The 17219-nt window shown below is 44.3% G+C and carries 14 protein-coding genes; 3 read left to right on the top strand and 11 right to left on the bottom strand.

Going from position 1 to position 17219, the window contains the following annotated elements; all coding sequences use genetic code 11:
* The first annotated feature begins 6 nt into the window (after window positions 1-6).
* Window positions 7-1374, top strand: a complete 1368-nt coding sequence (locus ABIC84_RS11545; RefSeq protein WP_429263648.1) for a carboxypeptidase-like regulatory domain-containing protein — start codon at window positions 7-9, stop codon at window positions 1372-1374.
* Between the two features lie 70 nt (window positions 1375-1444).
* Here the strand turns inward: ABIC84_RS11545 and ABIC84_RS11540 are convergent, their stop codons facing one another.
* The 8 genes from ABIC84_RS11540 to ABIC84_RS11505 form a co-directional block, all read right to left on the bottom strand.
* A complete protein-coding gene (locus ABIC84_RS11540; protein WP_429263647.1) occupies window positions 1445-2182 on the bottom strand; it encodes a DUF4197 domain-containing protein in 738 nt (245 codons plus the stop codon).
* A gap of 37 nt (window positions 2183-2219) precedes the next feature.
* Window positions 2220-3230 carry an inorganic phosphate transporter gene (locus ABIC84_RS11535; protein ID WP_090532528.1) on the bottom strand — a complete coding sequence of 337 codons (1011 nt, stop codon included), beginning with the start codon at window positions 3228-3230 and terminating at the stop codon, window positions 2220-2222.
* A gap of 21 nt (window positions 3231-3251) precedes the next feature.
* Window positions 3252-3902, bottom strand: coding sequence for a DUF47 domain-containing protein (locus ABIC84_RS11530; protein WP_090532530.1), 651 nt, complete (start codon window positions 3900-3902; stop codon window positions 3252-3254).
* 48 nt (window positions 3903-3950) lie between these two features.
* Window positions 3951-5015 carry a sensor histidine kinase gene (locus tag ABIC84_RS11525; protein ID WP_090532532.1) on the bottom strand — a complete coding sequence of 355 codons (1065 nt, stop codon included), beginning with the start codon at window positions 5013-5015 and terminating at the stop codon, window positions 3951-3953.
* A gap of 9 nt (window positions 5016-5024) precedes the next feature.
* On the bottom strand, window positions 5025-5723 hold the full coding sequence (locus tag ABIC84_RS11520; RefSeq protein WP_429263646.1) for a methyltransferase domain-containing protein: 699 nt from the start codon (window positions 5721-5723) through the stop codon (window positions 5025-5027).
* Window positions 5724-5821: 98 nt separating this feature from the next.
* A complete protein-coding gene (locus ABIC84_RS11515) occupies window positions 5822-6946 on the bottom strand; it encodes an NAD(P)/FAD-dependent oxidoreductase (RefSeq protein ID WP_429263645.1) in 1125 nt (374 codons plus the stop codon).
* Between the two features lie 6 nt (window positions 6947-6952).
* Complete coding sequence (locus ABIC84_RS11510) at window positions 6953-8062, bottom strand: type III polyketide synthase (protein ID WP_429263644.1); 1110 nt, start codon at window positions 8060-8062, stop codon at window positions 6953-6955.
* A gap of 18 nt (window positions 8063-8080) precedes the next feature.
* On the bottom strand, window positions 8081-8608 hold the full coding sequence (locus ABIC84_RS11505; protein WP_429263643.1) for a YceI family protein: 528 nt from the start codon (window positions 8606-8608) through the stop codon (window positions 8081-8083).
* Window positions 8609-8738: 130 nt separating this feature from the next.
* On the opposite strand from ABIC84_RS11505, the gene ABIC84_RS11500 reads away from it, so the two are divergent.
* Window positions 8739-9623: a UbiA family prenyltransferase gene (locus ABIC84_RS11500; protein WP_429263642.1), complete on the top strand. Its 885-nt coding sequence runs from the start codon at window positions 8739-8741 to the stop codon at window positions 9621-9623.
* A 129-nt stretch (window positions 9624-9752) separates the two neighbouring features.
* Here ABIC84_RS11500 and ABIC84_RS11495 read toward each other — a convergent pair whose 3' ends face one another.
* The 3 genes from ABIC84_RS11495 to ABIC84_RS11485 form a co-directional block, all read right to left on the bottom strand.
* Window positions 9753-11540 carry a DUF885 domain-containing protein gene (locus ABIC84_RS11495; protein WP_429263641.1) on the bottom strand — a complete coding sequence of 596 codons (1788 nt, stop codon included), beginning with the start codon at window positions 11538-11540 and terminating at the stop codon, window positions 9753-9755.
* Between the two features lie 96 nt (window positions 11541-11636).
* Window positions 11637-14483 carry an excinuclease ABC subunit UvrA gene (gene uvrA / locus ABIC84_RS11490; RefSeq protein WP_429263640.1) on the bottom strand — a complete coding sequence of 949 codons (2847 nt, stop codon included), beginning with the start codon at window positions 14481-14483 and terminating at the stop codon, window positions 11637-11639.
* A gap of 215 nt (window positions 14484-14698) precedes the next feature.
* On the bottom strand, window positions 14699-15484 hold the full coding sequence (locus ABIC84_RS11485; RefSeq protein ID WP_429263639.1) for a lytic transglycosylase domain-containing protein: 786 nt from the start codon (window positions 15482-15484) through the stop codon (window positions 14699-14701).
* Between the two features lie 231 nt (window positions 15485-15715).
* On the opposite strand from ABIC84_RS11485, the gene ABIC84_RS11480 reads away from it, so the two are divergent.
* The gene (locus tag ABIC84_RS11480; protein WP_429263638.1) at window positions 15716-17137 is read left to right on the top strand and encodes a pseudouridine synthase; all 1422 of its coding nucleotides are present in this window, start codon (window positions 15716-15718) and stop codon (window positions 17135-17137) included.
* The last annotated feature ends 82 nt before the right edge of the window (window positions 17138-17219 follow it).

Genomic DNA, 17219 nt, shown 5'->3' with positions numbered 1-17219 from the left:
AATATATTGCAAATACAGAAGTATCTCAACGGAGAGCTTGACGCCCGTGCTATGCATAAACTGGAGATGGAGGCACTAAACGACCCTTTTTTGATGGATGCATTGGAAGGATATGACAACATGGGGACAAGTCAACAGTTAAACCTTGCTGACCTTAGCTCAAGATTGCGGCAGCGTACCGGAGAAAATAAAGGCCGTGTAATACCGTGGACCGTTTGGCCCATAGCGGCTTCGGTTTTAATAGCATTAAGTTTGGGAGGCCTTTATCTTAACAGATCTCCTAAAGCTGAACTGCAAAGTAATAACATCGCAGGAAACAAAAATTCGACCCCGCCCATGGCAGCTGCCGCCGATACCGTAAAGACCGGCGATACAGTTAAAAAAGCAAGTGCCAATACGCCCATACAGGCCCCATCAGTTGCAGTAAATAAAAAACCAAGACGGACAAAGCAATCGGCTAACGCGCTTTATCAGCAGGAAATTTCCGCTGGCGACAATAAAACAGCTTCGAATGATGTTCCGCCTCCTGTGGGCAGCAATCCTTTAACAGTACCGGCAACTCCGCCCGCTGCTGCTAAAGATAAAGTTGTTTTGAAAGAAGAAGGCAATTTAAGTGAGCGGATAGTAGCAGGATACACAGCTCCAATTGCAAAAAAAGATACAGTAAGCCAGGATGTGATAGCATTAAGAGCGAATACTACTGTAGCTAAATCAAAAGCCCCGCTGCAATTTAAATTACCCGGAAAGGTTGACGGTGTTACATCCTCACCGGCAACTGTTTTTGGCAGCAGTAAAGCGGCTGCACAATCATTATACATTGCCGGTACTATTATTTCGAGAGATGACGGCTCTCCTTTAATTGGTGCGGCAATCAGGATCAAAGGCACCAACCGGAGCACGGTAACTGATGTTAATGGAAAATTCGCACTTAGTTCGCCGGGAGATAAGGCGACGCTTGATGTGGTTTATATTGGTTATGAGCCGAGGCAGGTTAACGCCACACGCGGCGATAGCATTAAAGTAGCGCTTAAGCCCGATTCCAGGGCCCTTAGCGAGGTGGTTGTAACTAAAAAAGACGATGACAACGGCGAGGTAAGTGTCACTGCGGCACATCCGCAACTGGGCTGGGGCAGCCTGAAAAAATATTTACAAACTAATGCTTTACTGCCTGATGGTACTGCCGGCACCGTGACCGTAACATTTACGGTATTCCCGAGCGGCATCACAGACGAGTTTAGTATTAAAAAAGGCCTGAATGAAGCGGCCGATCAAAAAGCCATAGAGCTTATAAAAAATGGCCCCTCATGGGTTGGCAGTACTAACAACAAACCCGAAGTTGTTACTGTAAAGGTTAAATTCCAAAAGCAAAAATAATATGCCCAATAAAAAAGCTGCGTTGAATAACATCGACGCAGCTTTTTTTGTATCTCTTTCTTTTATCTATTTATTGTCCTGTAGTTTTTTTCCTATCAGCAAAAGCGAATACTTTTTGTAATAAAGGCGTAGTACGCGCGCCAAGATTTTGACGAATGTTAAGCTCTTCTTTGGCTATCTCTACAAATAAGCCGTCGATGGCTTTTTGGGTCACATAATCGCTGATATCAGGGTTAAGCTTTGATACAAACGGAACTTTATTGTAAGCCTGGGCCGCGTCAGTATAGTATTTGGTAGCGTTCACTTTATTTAAACTGCCCTGGATAACAGGTTTGAATTGCAGGCTTAATTTCGCGGTAGTTGTACGTTTAAAATATTGTGTTGCAGCATCCTGGCTGCCCAATAAAATATTGGTAACATCCTGCAGGGTCATTTGCTTAATAGCATCAATAAAAATAGGTTTTGCCTGTTTTGCAGCGTCTTCGGCTGCGCGGTTAAGCGAAAGGATTACATTATCGCAAAGGCTGTTCAGGCCAAGCCCGCGTAAGGTTCTCTCAGCCTTTTGTGCTTCGGGCGGGAAAAGGATCTTGATAGCGGCATTGCCAAAAAATCCGTTAACTGCCGATAGTTGATCAGAGCTTTTACCTGTGCCTATTTCAAGGGCCTGTTTTAAACCGTTGCCTATTTCAAGCGACGTTGGTGTTCCCTGGTTTTGAATAGTGGCGTTAGCTACCTGGTTTAGCGTATCACAGCTGGTTAACGTAATTAAAGCTATTAAGATGGGGATAATGAGTAGTCTTGTTTTCATATAGTAAGTAAAGCTAACAAAATTACTACCGGTTTGTTTATGCAAAGAAATGTAATAATGCAAATACACCAGCGGCAATCAGGGCCGAAATAGGGATGGTAATGATCCAGGCCCAAACCAGGTTAATGGTTACGCCCCAGCGCACGGCCGATACACGTTTGGTTAAACCCACACCTATAATTGAGCCGGTGATAGTATGTGTTGTTGAAACCGGAATCCCGAAACGCTCGGTAATAAACAGGGTGATAGCACCAGCAGTTTCGGCACTTACACCTTCAAGCGGGGTAACCTTGGTTATTTTTGAGCCCATGGTTTTAACGATCTTCCAACCGCCCGACATGGTACCCGCAGCAATAGCTGAGTAACAAGCTAAAGGGATCCACTCCGGCATTACTGAGCCTGGCTTTATCACTTTTGAAGCAATAAGGCTTACGTACAGGATCCCCATTACTTTTTGAGCATCGTTACCACCGTGAGCAAAACTCAGAGCTGCCGACGATACTAACTGCATGCGTTTAAACCAGCGCTCGGCAGTGGCTGGTCTGGCAGCTTTGCACAGGTGGAGTATTAAAATGGTTACAACATAAGCTATAATTAAACCAATAAACGGGGCAAGTACGATGTAGGCAACGATTTTAAGCACATATTGCATTTCAACAGCATGCAGGGCGTTGGCACCCATATAAAGTGCGTTAGTCATACCAGCACCGGCAAAGCCCCCAATAAGGGTATGCGACGAGCTTGAAGGGATTCCGAACCACCATGTAAACAGGTTCCAGGTGATGGCGGCTACCAGGCCAGCCAGGATCACGTGCAGGGTAACGTAGTGCTCCAATACGATCTTAGATACGGTATTGGCAACCTTATGATCTTTAATAAAAAAGTAAGCTGCAAAGTTGAATACCGCGGCCATTAACACAGCCTGAAACGGTGTTAATACTTTGGTAGATACAATGGTAGCTATAGAGTTTGCGGCATCATGAAAGCCATTGGTGTAATCAAACAACAGGGCGAGTACAACAATAACTACAAGTAGGGAAGTAACCATTTAGCTGGGGATAAGATTTACTTAAGCGTTTTTAACTAAGATTGACTCCATAACATTAGCTGCGTCTTCGCACATATCAGTAGCGGTTTCAAGGGCTGCTAATATTTCTTTGTATTTGATAAGGCGGATAGCATCTTTTTCATACAGGAACAAGTCGGCTACAGCGCGGTCAAAAACATAATCAGCCTGGTTTTCAACGCTGTTTATCCTGATGCATGAATCGGCTATATTACGTACATTCCTAAGGTCTTTCAGTTCTTTTACAGCTTTTTCCAAATCAACACTGGCCTGCAGTATCAGGTCAGATAGCTTACGGATGTGCTCATTCAAATCATCTATCCTGTACAGGCTCATGCGGTTTGCCGCGCCCTGTATATAGTCGGCCACATCATCAATAGCTGTTGCAAGGGCGTGGATATCTTCACGATCAAAAGGCGTAATGAAGTTTTTGCCAAGCTCCAGGTAAATCTGGTGGGTATATTCGTCGCCTTTGTTTTCAAGCTTGTCAATCTGTTTATATAGATCCTCGCGGGTTGCAGGGTTGTTTGAGTTAACTGCTTCAACCAGTATGGTAGCCATGGCTACAACATTGGCCGCGGCTTGTTCAAACAGCGGGAAGAATATTTTTTTATCCTTGGGTACAAAATACTGGAATATACTGTTTAGCGACATAGTGATTTGAAATTGGTGTAAAGGTACAGTTAGTATGTTAAATTATTGTTAACTTTTTAACACAGGTAAATTTGGGAAAGGAATGGTCTGCTTAGCCCTTGCCAATGTAAAACCAAACGTTGAACCAAGCCCTTCTGTACTGCGCACATTGATAGTTTGCTGGTGGGCTTCAATGATATGCTTTACAATAGCAAGCCCCAGCCCGGAGCCTCCAATTTGCCTTGAACGGCTGCTGTCTGTACGGAAAAAACGCTCAAACAGTCTTGGCAAAAACTTTTCTTCAATACCAATGCCGTCATCGGTAACTTCAACCAAAACCTGGTCGTGCAGTACAAAAAGGCTTACCGAAGTACTGCCTTCTTCTTTACCGTACTTAAACGAATTATCTATCAGGTTCACGAGCACCTGTCTTATTTTTTCCCTGTCGGCATTCACCACAATAGGCTCATCATACTTTTGCTTAAATATAAGTTTGATGTGGTACTGCTTGCCTTTGATCTCCAATGATTCAAAAACCTCTTTGATCAGGTCGTTGATCTTGAATTTAGTATAATTGATAGGCATCTCGCCCGATTCGAGTTTGGAGATTTCATCAAGGTCTTTAATCAGATAACTTAGGCGGTCTACATTTTTCGAGGCCTTCTCCAAAAATTGTCGGGCCATTTCCCTGTCTTCCAGATCATCGTCCTGCAGGGCTTCTATGTAACCCTGGATAGCAAAAAGCGGGGTTTTAAACTCGTGTGAAATATTGGATAAAAAATCACGGCGGAATTTTTCCTGCTTACGCAATTCGTCTATCTCGGTCTTTTTCTGTTTGGCCCATTCCTTTACCTCCTGTTCTACATCGGCAATGGGGTTGGCGCTTACGTGTTCGCCAAGGGCGTCCCTAAGATCGCGGCCTAATTTCAGGTTATGGATCAGTTTATAAATTAACTTGATACGGGAGTAAATATATTTTTCGATAAGGTAGTAGAAAACGAAGTAACTTACACCAAGGGCCACCGAAAAAGTAACCATTACATCGTACCATTTATGCTGAAAATAAAAGTTAACTGCCGAGAGCGTAATTGCCACGCCAAGCGAGGTTGTTAAAACCAGTACACGCAAATTCATAGCGTAAAGCTACGATTTATAGATGATTAACTCCCATCTGAAAGGCCAGCGCCATGTTAATTTAAAGTTATCAATTTGTGCTTTTTTTAATAATGCCAACAATTCGTGCCTTTTAAAACCACGCTTAACCGAAAGGGGGCCATCATTTTGTGCCATGGCATTATGGGTAAAAACACGGGTTATTAACACTATGGCATGGTATAAAAGCCAGTGCCGGTGCAGGTCGGTAATGATAATTCCTTTTTGTGCCGAGGCTTGCATGTTTTTGATGAGCTCAATCCAGCGCTCATCATCAAAATGGTGCGTGAACAGGCTGCAAATGATCACATCAGCCGGTTTAATGAGATATGCTTCGTCAATAACATCGGCTTGGATAAAATTAATGTTGCTATAATCCTTCGCCTGTTTTCGGGCATAATTAACAGCAGCCTGTGCTGCGTCAACGCCGTTTAAGTTAAGATCGATTTGTTTGCTTTCGGCCCATTTAGCAATGGCTATCAGGGTGTCCCCTCCGCCACAGCCCCAATCACTAACAGAATAGCCCGTACTTACAGATAATTTATTCAATAAGTTGATAATGTTTTTATGGCCGCCAAATAACGCGTTCATCTTCCCCAGGCCTTCAAGCACCGGAGCTACTTCGGCAGAGGGGAGATTAAAATCGTCCATGATCTCCAGTGTATCTGTACGGTAACTTAAATCAGGCATATATTATAGCATCAAATGTACAAAGCCAAGAGCTGGCAATTAATTATTAAAACCAATTATCAACTTTGGATTAAATTTCTATAATATATACGCTTGAACTATACAAATGGTTGGCCGTGAGTTTTACTTATCAGGTATTGTGCAACAGAAGGCAGGTGATTCAGCGTATTTAAAGTAAAGGCTGTCATATTATCGTTACCAAACAAACGCTGTAACTGCCTGCCAACCCAAAGCCTTTGCGCAAACTGTTTGTTCCAGCTTTGGGCATAATCCTGCTCAAGGTTAGCGCGCTGTTCAGCATTAAAGCTACCCGGCTTATAGTGTGTAATAATTTTTTCGGAAAGGATTTTAGCCGAATGAATGGCCATAGTCATGCCGTTGCCACAAAGCGGAGCTATCATCCCGGCGGTGTCTCCGCTCATCAGGATGTGGTTATCAACAGGCGCCTTCTTCTCAAAGGAGATCTCGTTGATCACCTCCGGCTTATCCAGTAAAAACTTAGCGTTACGAAAGATCTCATCAAGGTAAGGGTTCCTGCGGATCACGTTCTCTTCCAGAGCCTGTAAAGTGCCGTACTTGCGCAGGTCTTCACGATGGGCCATATAGCACATGCAATACCTGTCGCCATCGGTTTTACTTACCCCACAATAGCCGTCTTTATAATTATTAAGCTGGATGAGGTCCTGTGGGAAATCCATCTGCAAATGAAATTTTACGGCCAGGTATGGGCTGCGTTTATAAAAGAACGGCCGTTTAAGTTTTTGATCGAGATTGGAGCGTTTACCGAACGAGCCGATAGCCAACGGGGCTGTTAATGTTTCGCCGGGAGTTACCACTTCAAATTTTTCGCCAGCAAAACGGATATCCTCCACCCGCGTGCCGGTTAAAATGTCAACCCCTTCGGCGAGGGCTTTTTGATACAGAAAATTATCGAAAGTAAACCTGCTTAAACCAAAACCGCCCAGGTCAAGCTTTTGCGAAAGTTTGGTGCCGGATGCCGCTGTTACCTCCAGCCGGTTGATGCGGGCAACATTCAGTTCATCAAGATTGATATCCAGCGAAGACAAAAAGGGGATCACCTCGTTCGAGATATACTCGCCGCAAACGCGATGCATGGGGTAGGTTTTTTTTTCGATAACTGTAACTTTTAGCCCCGCGCGGTTCAATAATATGGCGTTAAACAATCCGGCCAGGCCCCCGCCAATTACAATTACGTCGCTCATAATGGCTTAGTGCATTTCAAGTATCATTCCCTCAACCGTTAAACCCGGCCCAAAAGCGAAACTCAATATCTTCTGATCTACCAGATTACCGGCTTTCAGCATTTTATCCAGCACAAATAAAATAGTTGCCGATGACATGTTGCCGTATTCCTGCAGCACCTGGTAAGCGAATGCGTTGCTTTCTTCCGGCAACTCCAGCGCATCTTCAACGGCTTCCAAAATGGTACGCCCACCGGGATGGACAGCGTAGGCCGTAATATCATCTATATGGGTTTTGGCCTTTTGCAAAAAACGGTCGGTAAGGGCTTTGATATGTTTTTTGATTTGTTTGGATACTTTGGATGTAAGCTTCATTTCAAAACCGGTATTGCCCACGTACCAGCCCATCTCATTGCGGGCTTCAGTAACAAATTCCGAATAGAAATTTTTGAGCGAAAAGTAATTGCCACTGGCTAAACGGTTAGCCGTATTTTCGACCAAAACGGCAGCAGCCCCATCTGAAAATAGCGAATTAGCAACCCAGTTATCCAGCGTATTCACTTTTTGAAAATGAAGCGTACAAAGCTCTACACTAACAACAAGCACTTTGGCACCGGCATCGGCGCGGCAGATATAGTCGGCTACTTTGAGCCCGTTTATGGCACCGTAGCAGCCCATAAAGTTGATGCAGGTACGTTCGGTATCGCAGTTTAGCTGCAGCCGGTCCACAAGTTCGATATCAATCCCAGGTGCGTGCATACCCGTACAGCTAATGGTTACCAGGTGTGTAATGCTGCCGGTAATGTCATCTCCAAATTTTTGAAGACAGCTTTTTGCGGCATTTACAGCTATGGCGATAGCTTCTTTTTCGTAAAGCTTTAACCTTTTCTGTGTGTCAGGGAATGGTTCGAGCCCTGCCGACTGTTCAAAAAAAGTGAAATCTGCCGCATCCCGATAGCCAAAATCAGGAATTACCGAATAGCGGTAATCAATTCCCGAATGGTCATAAATCCCCTTTAATCTTGCTGCATTGGTTGCATCCAGCCCAAAGGCGTTAGCCATGAAATGGTAAATATCCTGCTGGGCAATTCGATTGGCGGGATTTGCTATCCCGATAGCACTGATGCAACTCTCCATTAAAAATGATTAAGCGTTTTATTTGCTGATCTCCGCCTCAACCGAAACATTGGCTTCATTTGAAAGGATCAGGTTTTTGCCGCCTATTCCAAAATCTGTCCTCAAAATCATAAAGTTTCCTTTCAGTTGTGCTGTATTACCTGATTCCATATACGTAAAAGGTACTTCAATCAACTTTGTTTTATCCCTTATAGTTACGTTAAAATTGCCGGTATAGTTGCTCCCGCTTTTACGTTTAAAGGAAACTGACTTTAGTGTGATCTTTGGATATTTAATTACGTCAAAATAATCTTCGCTTTTAAGATGCTTATCACGGCTTTCGTTATCGGTATTAACCGTATTGGATAACACTGACGCTTCGATAAAGCTGCCTTCCAGGTCATTAGGCTTAAACTTAATATCGGCCTGCAAACCGCCGAAGGTACCGCCAACATTAAAGCCAAGGTTTTTAATCTTAAAGCTGATATCTGATTTAGATACCGTTTGCGCGAAGCCCGCTGTCGTGGCGAAAATTAAAAGTACAACTATATAAATTTTCTTATTCATGTTACATTAACGCTGTTTCAAACATAATAATTTATACTGAAGGAATTTTGTACTTAAGGTTGTATGTTTATAACCGCAATCAGGCAACCTGATGTTGCCTCCGGCAGTAATTATAATGTAAAAACACGCCATGAAGTTTAAACAATTTATCCCTACCCGGTCGGCATTTGCGCATTTAAGGTTTGTGTTTTCTGTTTTTTTGCTGCCGGTGTATCTGTTTGCCTTTAGCCGGGCCGATGTGGTGAAAGCTTCAACAGCCGTACTTGTATTTTTTATATGGCATTTCCTTGCTTTCCCGGCCAGCAATGGCTATAACAGTTATTTTGATAAGGATGAAGATAGCATTGCCCTGTTAGCCAAACCGCCCGAAGTGGATCTCAGTCTGTATTATTTTTCCATTCTGCTGGAGGTTATCGCGTTTTTGCTTGGCTTTATCATTAGTTGGGAGTTTGCCTGTGCTGTGCTTATTTATGGCATTATGTCAAAATTATACAGCCATCCTGCTACCCGTTTAAAAAAATATCCCATCATCAGCTTTTTAACGGTGTTTATTTTCCAGGGATGCTTTATTTATTACACCACCTACACCGCTTTGACCGGCACAAGCCTGTTTGACCATTGGGATTTAGGGCTGATCATTCCAGGGGCTATCAGCTCCTGCCTCATCGGGGCATCATACCCCTTAACCCAGGTTTATCAGCATGAAGAAGACAGCAGGCGGGGCGATAAAACGCTTAGTATCGTTTTAGGCTACAAAGGCTCCTTTATTTTTTCGGGCGTATTGTTTGCCGCGGGGATAGGCCTTTCCTACTGGTATTGGCACCTGGCTGGGATGATGCTTAACTTTTATTTCTTTATAGTATGCGCCGCGCCAATATTTTTCTTTTTCAATTATTGGTTTTATAAAGTAGGCCAATCAACGGCGAATGCTAATTTTAAAAACGCCATGCGTATGAATTTCATCAGCTCGGGTTGTATGCTGGTTTATTTTGGGGTGCTGGCAGTGTTTAGTTGATAGATAGATCTAAAAACTAAACGCGTCATTGCGAGGCACGAAGCAATCCCAAACTATGCAGATTCGCTCTGTAGGTCGGGGATTGCTTCGTGCCTCGCAATGACGCGTTGTATTATAGCAATTTTCTTTTTACTTCTTCGCAGCCCAGGCATCCATTTTAGCCTCAAAAACCGCCATTGGCATAGCGCCATCTTTCAGTACCTGGTCATGAAATTCGGCGATATTGAACTTGCCGCCTAATTGCTTTTCATATTTGGTGCGCAGTTCGCGGATTTTGAGTGCGCCTATTTTATAGCTCAAGGCCTGACCCGGGATGGCCATATAACGCTCAATCTCTGCGGTTGCACCCTGCTCGCTGATGGCTTCATTATCCATCATATATTTAATAGCCTGCTCGCGGGTCATGCCTTTGGTGTGGATAGCCACATCGACAACCAAACGGATAGCCCGGTGAATCTCATCGCCTAACGCGCCCATATACTGGTACGGATCGGTGTATAAGCCGAGCTCTTTCCCTAATGATTCGCAATACAGCGCCCAGCCTTCTACATAGGCAGTTTCCCCGCCATCAAAGCGACGGAATTTTGGCAATGAAGCGTTTTCCTGGGTTAACGAAATTTGGTAATGGTGACCAGGAATTGCTTCATGCAAAAACAACGATTCCATGCCCGATGTGGTGTTAAACTTGGTGGCATCTAATATCGGCACGTAAAAAATACCGGGACGGGTACCATCTGCCGAACCCTGGTTATATTCGGCACTGGCCGATGCCGCGCGGAAGGCTTCGGTTTGCCTGATCTCGAAAGGGGTTTTAGGCACATGGTTAAACATTTTTTTCAGGTTTGGCTCCATGCGTTTGTGAATGTTTTCAAAAGCATCAAGCACATCCTTCGGGGTTTTGTAAGGAGTAAACTTAGGGTCGGTTTTCATGTATTCGAAAAACGCCTTCAAATCGCCCTTAAAGCCAACACTGGTTTTGATGCTATCCATTAAGCCACGGATCCGGGCAACTTCTTTCAAACCCAATTGGTAAATTTCTTCCGGAGTTTTATCGGTAGTGGTTTGTTGTTTAACTAAATAGGTGTATTTAGCAGTACCATCCGGCAGGGATGAAAAACCCGAGGTTGCACGTGCGTGGGGCAGGTATTGATTTTTCAGGTAATCGGCCAGTTTTTGGTAGGTTGGGTTAACTATGGTAGTTATCACTTTTTTGTAAGCCTCGGTCAGCTGTTTTTTATCCGCATCCGAAAAATCCTTCGGCATATTCTTAACTGGTCCGTAGAACAAGCTTTTTTCTACATCTTTTGATACCAGGTCCTGCATTTCGGGGATCATTTTAACAACTAACGATTTTGGCAGCACTACGCCTGTTTTGATGCCTTTGTTAAAATTAGCTATGGCTGTATCTGCCCAGATCTGGAAAGCGGATAATCGCTTAAGCCAGTCGTTATAATCAACAACCGTTTTAAAGGGCTGCGCACCAGAACCCGAACCCAACTGCCCTATGGTAATTGGCAGGGCATAAAACTGGTTAAAAGGCATGTACTCAAAGTGATACTTGAAATTATCAAGGGCCAGTTGCACCTCGTAGGTAAATATATCGTATGATAGCTTGTCGTCTTCGTTCAGTTCAGCCCGGTCAAAGTTTTTCACCTTCGACAAGTAAACCGAGTTGTAATCGTATGCTTTTTTTAAAAACTCCGCCGAACCATCATTGGGTAGCAGATCATTATAGCGCTTGTCGCCAATGTAGGTTGCATTAAGCGGGTAAAGTTTTAAGCCGTCCTGGAAATAATCTTCAAAAACTTTGGCGAGGTCTTTATTAGTAGGGATGCCGCCGGCGGTGTCTATTGATTTAGGTTGATTACAGGCCGCGAAAGAACCAGCTATGAATAGCATGAGTAATATTTTTTTCATGAAGGTGTTGTTAAAAACATAAAGCTAAGAAAAAAGAAAAGGAGATTTATCGTTACGATAGATCTCCTTGTTTATCATTTATCAGAATTTTAATAATTACAACCCCATTTCTTTTTTCAAAAACTTGCCGGTAAAGCTGTTCTTCACTTTGCACAAACCTTCGGGTGTACCCGAGAACAGGATATTACCACCGCCTGAACCGCCTTCGGGGCCAAGGTCAATTACGTGGTCGGCCACTTTAATAACATCAAGGTTATGCTCAATAACCAAAACGGTATTGCCTTTATCAACCAGTTGGTTAAGCACACCTAACAGCACGTTAATATCCTCAAAGTGCAAACCAGTGGTAGGCTCATCCAGGATATAAAAAGTGTTGCCGGTATCCTTTTTCGATAGCTCGGTAGCCAGCTTAACACGCTGTGCTTCTCCGCCGGATAGCGTGGTTGAAGCCTGTCCTAAGGTGATGTAACCCAAACCAACATCGTTCAGCGTTTTTACTTTGCGATAGATGGATGGGATGTGCTCAAAGAATGGCGTAGCGTCCTCAATACTCATATCCAGTACATCGCTGATGGATTTGCCGCGGTAGCGCACTTCCAGTGTTTCGCGGTTATATCGTTTGCCTCCGCATTCTTCACAAGGTACTTGTACATCGGGTAAAAAGTTCATTTCAATTACCTTCATGCCGGCGCCCTGACAGGTTTCGCAGCGGCCGCCTTTTACATTGAAGGAGAAACGACCTGGTTTATATCCCCTGATCCTTGATTCCGGTAGTGCCACGAACAGATTGCGGATATCCGAAAACACCCCGGTATAGGTAGCCGGGTTTGAGCGCGGTGTACGGCCGATAGGCGTTTGATCTATCTCAATTACTTTATCAATATGCTCCAGCCCCTCAATTTTTTCATAAGGTAGCGGTTGTTTCTTCGCCCTGAAAAAATGATGGTTCAGGATAGGATATAAAGTTTCGGTGATCAAACTTGATTTACCGCTGCCCGATACACCTGTTATGCCAATCAGTTTACCCAACGGAAAATCGACCGATACTTTTTTAAGGTTATGACCGGTAGCTTTTTTCAGGCTCAGGGTTTTGCCATTCCCTTCTCTGCGTTTTTTAGGAATAGCGATCTCGCGCTCACCATTAATATAGGATGTGGTAAGCGTATGCTTTTCCATTAATTGGGCCGGGGTGCCTTGGGCAACAACCTCGCCGCCATGTACTCCTGCTGCCGGGCCCATGTCAATTACATGGTCGGCTTCCAGTATCATATCTTTATCGTGTTCAACAACCAGTACCGTGTTTCCTAAATCCCGCAGATTTTTAAGGGCGTTGATCAAACGTTCGTTATCGCGTTGGTGCAAACCAATACTTGGCTCATCCAAAATGTACATCACATTCATCAACTGTGAACCAATTTGCGTAGCCAGCCTGATTCGCTGTGCTTCACCGCCCGATAGGGTCTTGGCTGTACGGTCAAGCGTTAAATAGCTCAAACCCACATCCAGCAAAAAAACAATACGAGCGCGGATCTCTTTCAGGATTTCCTTAGCAATCACATTCTGGCGCTCGTTAAGGCGGTCTTCCAGGCCATCAAACCAATCCTGCAGGTGATTGATATCCATACAGGCCAGTTCAAATATGTTTTTACCATCTACCTTAAAATGCAGCGACTCTTTTTTGAGCCTTGCACCTTCGCAAACCGGGCAGGTACGGAGCACACGATAGTTCTCCATATCGTCCATCCCCTCGTCGTTGCGGCGTTCCTGCTGCTCCTCCAGCATACGGATGATGCCTTCAAACGTGATCTGGTAGCTTTGAACATTCCACTTATTATATTCAACAGCAACACTCAATGTTTCGGGTGCGCCATTCAGGATCATATCCAACTGATCGCGGTTCAGCTTTTCGATAGGGGTTGAGAGCGAGAACTCATACTTTTTAGCCAGCGATTTCAACACCTGGAAGATCCATGTTTCTCGGTACTCGCCAATAGGGGCTAAACCTCCGTTCATGATGCTCAGTTTCGGGTTAGGGATCACCGAGGCTTCATCTACTTCAAAAATATACCCCAGTCCATTACATTTTTCACAAGCGCCATAAGGCGAGTTGAACGAAAATGTATTAGGCTGAGGCTCATCATATGAGATGCCCGATACCGGATCCATCAGGTATTTACTATAATAGGATACGTTATTGTCTTTATCGGCAATACGGATAATGCCTTTGGCAATTTTCAGGGCCTGCTGCACTGAGGTATATAACCGTTTGCTGTCCTTTTCGCTTACAACCAAACGGTCAACCACAATATCAATATCGTGGATCTTGTAACGGTCAACCTGCATTTTGGGTTCAACATCCGCGATAGCGCCATCAACCCAAACTTTTAAAAAGCCCTGCTTACGGATAGATTCAAACAATTCGCGGTAGTGGCCTTTACGTGCCTTTACTACCGGGGCCAGGATATTAACCGGCTGACCGTCAAATTTTTCGCTGATGGTTTTCAGGATCTGGTCTTCGCTCATGCGCTCCATCTTTTCACCCGTGGTGTAAGAGTAAGCATCGCCGGCACGGGCGAAGAGCAAACGCATAAAATCGTAGATCTCGGTAATAGTACCTACTGTGGAGCGTGGGTTTTTGCTGGTAGTTTTTTGCTCAATGGCAATCACCGGGCTCAGGCCCGATACCTTATCAACATCCGGCCGCTCCATCCCGCCCATAAACTGGCGTGAGTAGGCGGAAAATGTTTCCATATAACGGCGTTGGCCTTCAGCGTAAATAGTATCAAACGCCAGCGATGACTTGCCGCTGCCGCTTAAGCCGGTAATTACCACCAGCTGGTTGCGCGGAAACGAAACATCTATATTTTTCAGGTTATGCACCCGGGCACCATAAACTTCAACTTCACTTTGCTCGCCCAGGTCAACAAGAGGTTTTGTACTCATACTTTATTAATATGGATTTATTGACATTGTTTGAAGCTAATTATTATAGTTGCCAGATTTTTACAAAACGCTGCTTTCCTAAAATTTTTGGCTTAAACTATCAACAGTTTGCTACAAATATAAGCAAAAAAGGCCGATCATCCACTGTGGATGACCGGCCTCAAAGTGCTCCGTAATGTAATCTTTTAATTAATTTACAGTATGATTACCTGTCATTAATTAATCGCTAACAACTGTGATGCAGGCGGGATATAAAAATAATTATCATACCCGTGCTCTTTTGGCTGCTCGATAATAGCTTTCATGGCAATTAGCTTGTAAACATATGAACCGGTTTCGCGGTTCAGCTTCATGCGGAAGTAGTTATCTTCATTTTGCCTGTTAATGGCGCGCGCTAATTTAATCGAGCCATTGTTGTAGGCAGCAGCTGCCAGTGTCCAGCTGTTGAATTCATCGTATAGTTCTTTGATATACTTGCAGGCTGCAATAGTTGATTTGCGAAGGTTTTTCCGCTCATCAACACCATGGCCTACTCTAAGTCCGTAGGTACGTGCAGTACCTGGCATAAATTGCCAAAAACCCGACGCTCCTTTTGGTGATGTGCCCGATTTAAGGCCCGACTCAACCAGGGGGATGTACTTAAAATCTTCCGGGATACCGTAAAACTTTAAAATGGGCTCGATGATCGGAAACCATAGCTCGGCTTTCCGGTGCAATACATTGCTCTGCACACTTTTAAAGTCGTGCTGCCTGAGCGATTTGTTGAGTTTACGCGTAACCCTTGCGTCATTAACTGGTAAAGCCTCATTGGCAAAGTTGTAAGCAACTGCCTTTGAGCTTTTGAGAAAAATAAAATCTGAGGTTCGGGTGCTTAAAGTTGCCGCTTTTGCAGCCTTTTCGATGATCGTTGTACCGAAAATATTAAGCTCTGAAATGAGAACCAGCACCAGTGTTACGGAGCACGTAAGTAAGTGTTTTTTAATCATTTCTTTTCCTATCATTTAACTATACATTTGGTAGAATGTGCTGCAAAGGTAGGTTATACAGATCACATAATCAAATACTTACCATTTTGCTAACTTTTTTAGAGTTGGTTTTTGGTTCAAAAACGGTGTTTAAAACCGTTTAAACGGCGATTTTGCAAGAGGATATTTTTTTGATCTTTTTAGATAAAAATTGGCAAAAAAGCGTAACTTTGACCCTCACGCTGCGAAAGCGCTAAACAAAAAATTATGGTATTTAAGAGACCAGCAGGTAGTCGCGACGACAAACCCGGAAAGTCGTCATCAAGGAGTTCAAGATCCGACGACCGACCAAAAAAATCAGCATCAACCCCAAAAGGTAAAGCTACTCCAAACGGAGAGAAAAAAATACTTTCCAGGCCGGAAAAAACATTCCAAAGCAACAGGTTCAGTGACGATAAGCCCAAAAGCAGTTTTAGGGGCGGGGAATCATCTGGCGATAAAAGATCAGGCGCTAAGCCAAGGCCTTACTCTGGCAGGCCTGCTTCCGACAGCGACGACAGGCCAAAAAGAAACTTTGGCGGCGATAGCACAGGCGAAAGGAAGCCATTTAGTGGCGGCCCGCGTAAACCTTACAGCGGCAGGCCAACAACCGGTGATAACGACAGGCCGAAAAGAAGTTTCGGCGGCGAAGCACAAGGCGAAAAAAAACCTTACTCATCTCCACGTACCCGTTCATCAGCAAGTTTTGAGGGCAAACCTAAAAGAACCTTTGGCGGTGATGCAGGGGGCGAACGTAAATTTGCACCAAGAGGAACCGAGGGCGGCTTCAAAAAACGCGAAGGTGGTTTTAAAGAGAAATCACCATTTGGCGAAAGGCCGGCACACAGGCCGCATGACAGGGAAAACCAACAGGATGCCCCTAAAACCATGCGCAGTCGTAAAAATTCTCCTGCAAAAAAATCAGAAGACGATGGGCTGATCCGCCTGAACCGTTACATATCAAACGCGGGTATTTGTTCACGCCGTAAGGCCGATGAGCTGATTACCGCAGGCGTGGTATCTGTAAACGGCGAAGTGGTAACAGAATTAGGTACCAAAGTTGATCCGTTTAAGGATACTATTAAATATAACGGCGAAACGCTGAAACGCGAGAAAATGGTTTATGTATTGTTAAATAAGCCAAAGGATTATATCACAACTACAGATGATCCGCAGGAACGCCGTACAGTAATGCACCTGGTTGAAAAGGCAAGCCGCGAGCGTATTTACCCCGTTGGCCGCCTTGACCGTAACACCACCGGTTTGTTGTTAATGACAAACGATGGTGATTTGGCCGATAAGCTATCGCACCCGCGTAACAGCATCACTAAATTATACCAGGTTGAACTGAGCAAAAGCCTAACCCAAGGCGACCTGAATAAATTAACTTTCGGCCTTGAGCTGGAAGATGGCGTAATTAAGCCCGACGCGGTATCATACGTAGCCGGCGGATCAAAACGTGAAGTTGGGATCCAGATCCACAGCGGCAAAAACCGTGTTGTGCGCCGCATGTTTGAGCACCTGGGTTACGAGGTTGTTAAGCTGGACAGGGTAGTTTACGCTAACCTTACCAAAAAAGACCTTCCGCGGGGCCGCTGGCGTTACCTCGATGAAAAAGAAGTGATCCAGTTAAAACACCTGATGAAATAATGAAACGCCCCGTTAAACAGCGGGGCATTTTTTTTGTCTATTTTGTTATCTTGCACAGCAATGATTGTAAGGCTAAAAGCTG

Origin of the sequence: Mucilaginibacter sp. 3215 (genome assembly GCF_050433785.1) — a bacterium.
Taxonomy (GTDB): Bacteria; Bacteroidota; Bacteroidia; order Sphingobacteriales; family Sphingobacteriaceae; genus Mucilaginibacter.
Note: the sequence above shows the minus strand (reverse complement) of the source record. Positions and strands in the feature narration are given on the sequence as shown.

Coding starts and splice junctions, on each gene's coding strand:
- ABIC84_RS11485 (WP_429263639.1), bottom strand. CDS start 15,484: ATGATAGGAAAAGAAATGATTAAAAAACACTTACTTACGTGCTCCGTA.
- ABIC84_RS11500 (WP_429263642.1), top strand. CDS start 8,739: ATGAAGTTTAAACAATTTATCCCTACCCGGTCGGCATTTGCGCATTTA.
- ABIC84_RS11525 (WP_090532532.1), bottom strand. CDS start 5,015: ATGAATTTGCGTGTACTGGTTTTAACAACCTCGCTTGGCGTGGCAATT.
- ABIC84_RS11480 (WP_429263638.1), top strand. CDS start 15,716: ATGGTATTTAAGAGACCAGCAGGTAGTCGCGACGACAAACCCGGAAAG.
- uvrA (WP_429263640.1), bottom strand. CDS start 14,483: ATGAGTACAAAACCTCTTGTTGACCTGGGCGAGCAAAGTGAAGTTGAA.
- ABIC84_RS11535 (WP_090532528.1), bottom strand. CDS start 3,230: ATGGTTACTTCCCTACTTGTAGTTATTGTTGTACTCGCCCTGTTGTTT.
- ABIC84_RS11495 (WP_429263641.1), bottom strand. CDS start 11,540: ATGAAAAAAATATTACTCATGCTATTCATAGCTGGTTCTTTCGCGGCC.
- ABIC84_RS11515 (WP_429263645.1), bottom strand. CDS start 6,946: ATGAGCGACGTAATTGTAATTGGCGGGGGCCTGGCCGGATTGTTTAAC.
- ABIC84_RS11520 (WP_429263646.1), bottom strand. CDS start 5,723: ATGCCTGATTTAAGTTACCGTACAGATACACTGGAGATCATGGACGAT.
- ABIC84_RS11505 (WP_429263643.1), bottom strand. CDS start 8,608: ATGAATAAGAAAATTTATATAGTTGTACTTTTAATTTTCGCCACGACA.
- ABIC84_RS11530 (WP_090532530.1), bottom strand. CDS start 3,902: ATGTCGCTAAACAGTATATTCCAGTATTTTGTACCCAAGGATAAAAAA.
- ABIC84_RS11540 (WP_429263647.1), bottom strand. CDS start 2,182: ATGAAAACAAGACTACTCATTATCCCCATCTTAATAGCTTTAATTACG.
- ABIC84_RS11510 (WP_429263644.1), bottom strand. CDS start 8,062: ATGGAGAGTTGCATCAGTGCTATCGGGATAGCAAATCCCGCCAATCGA.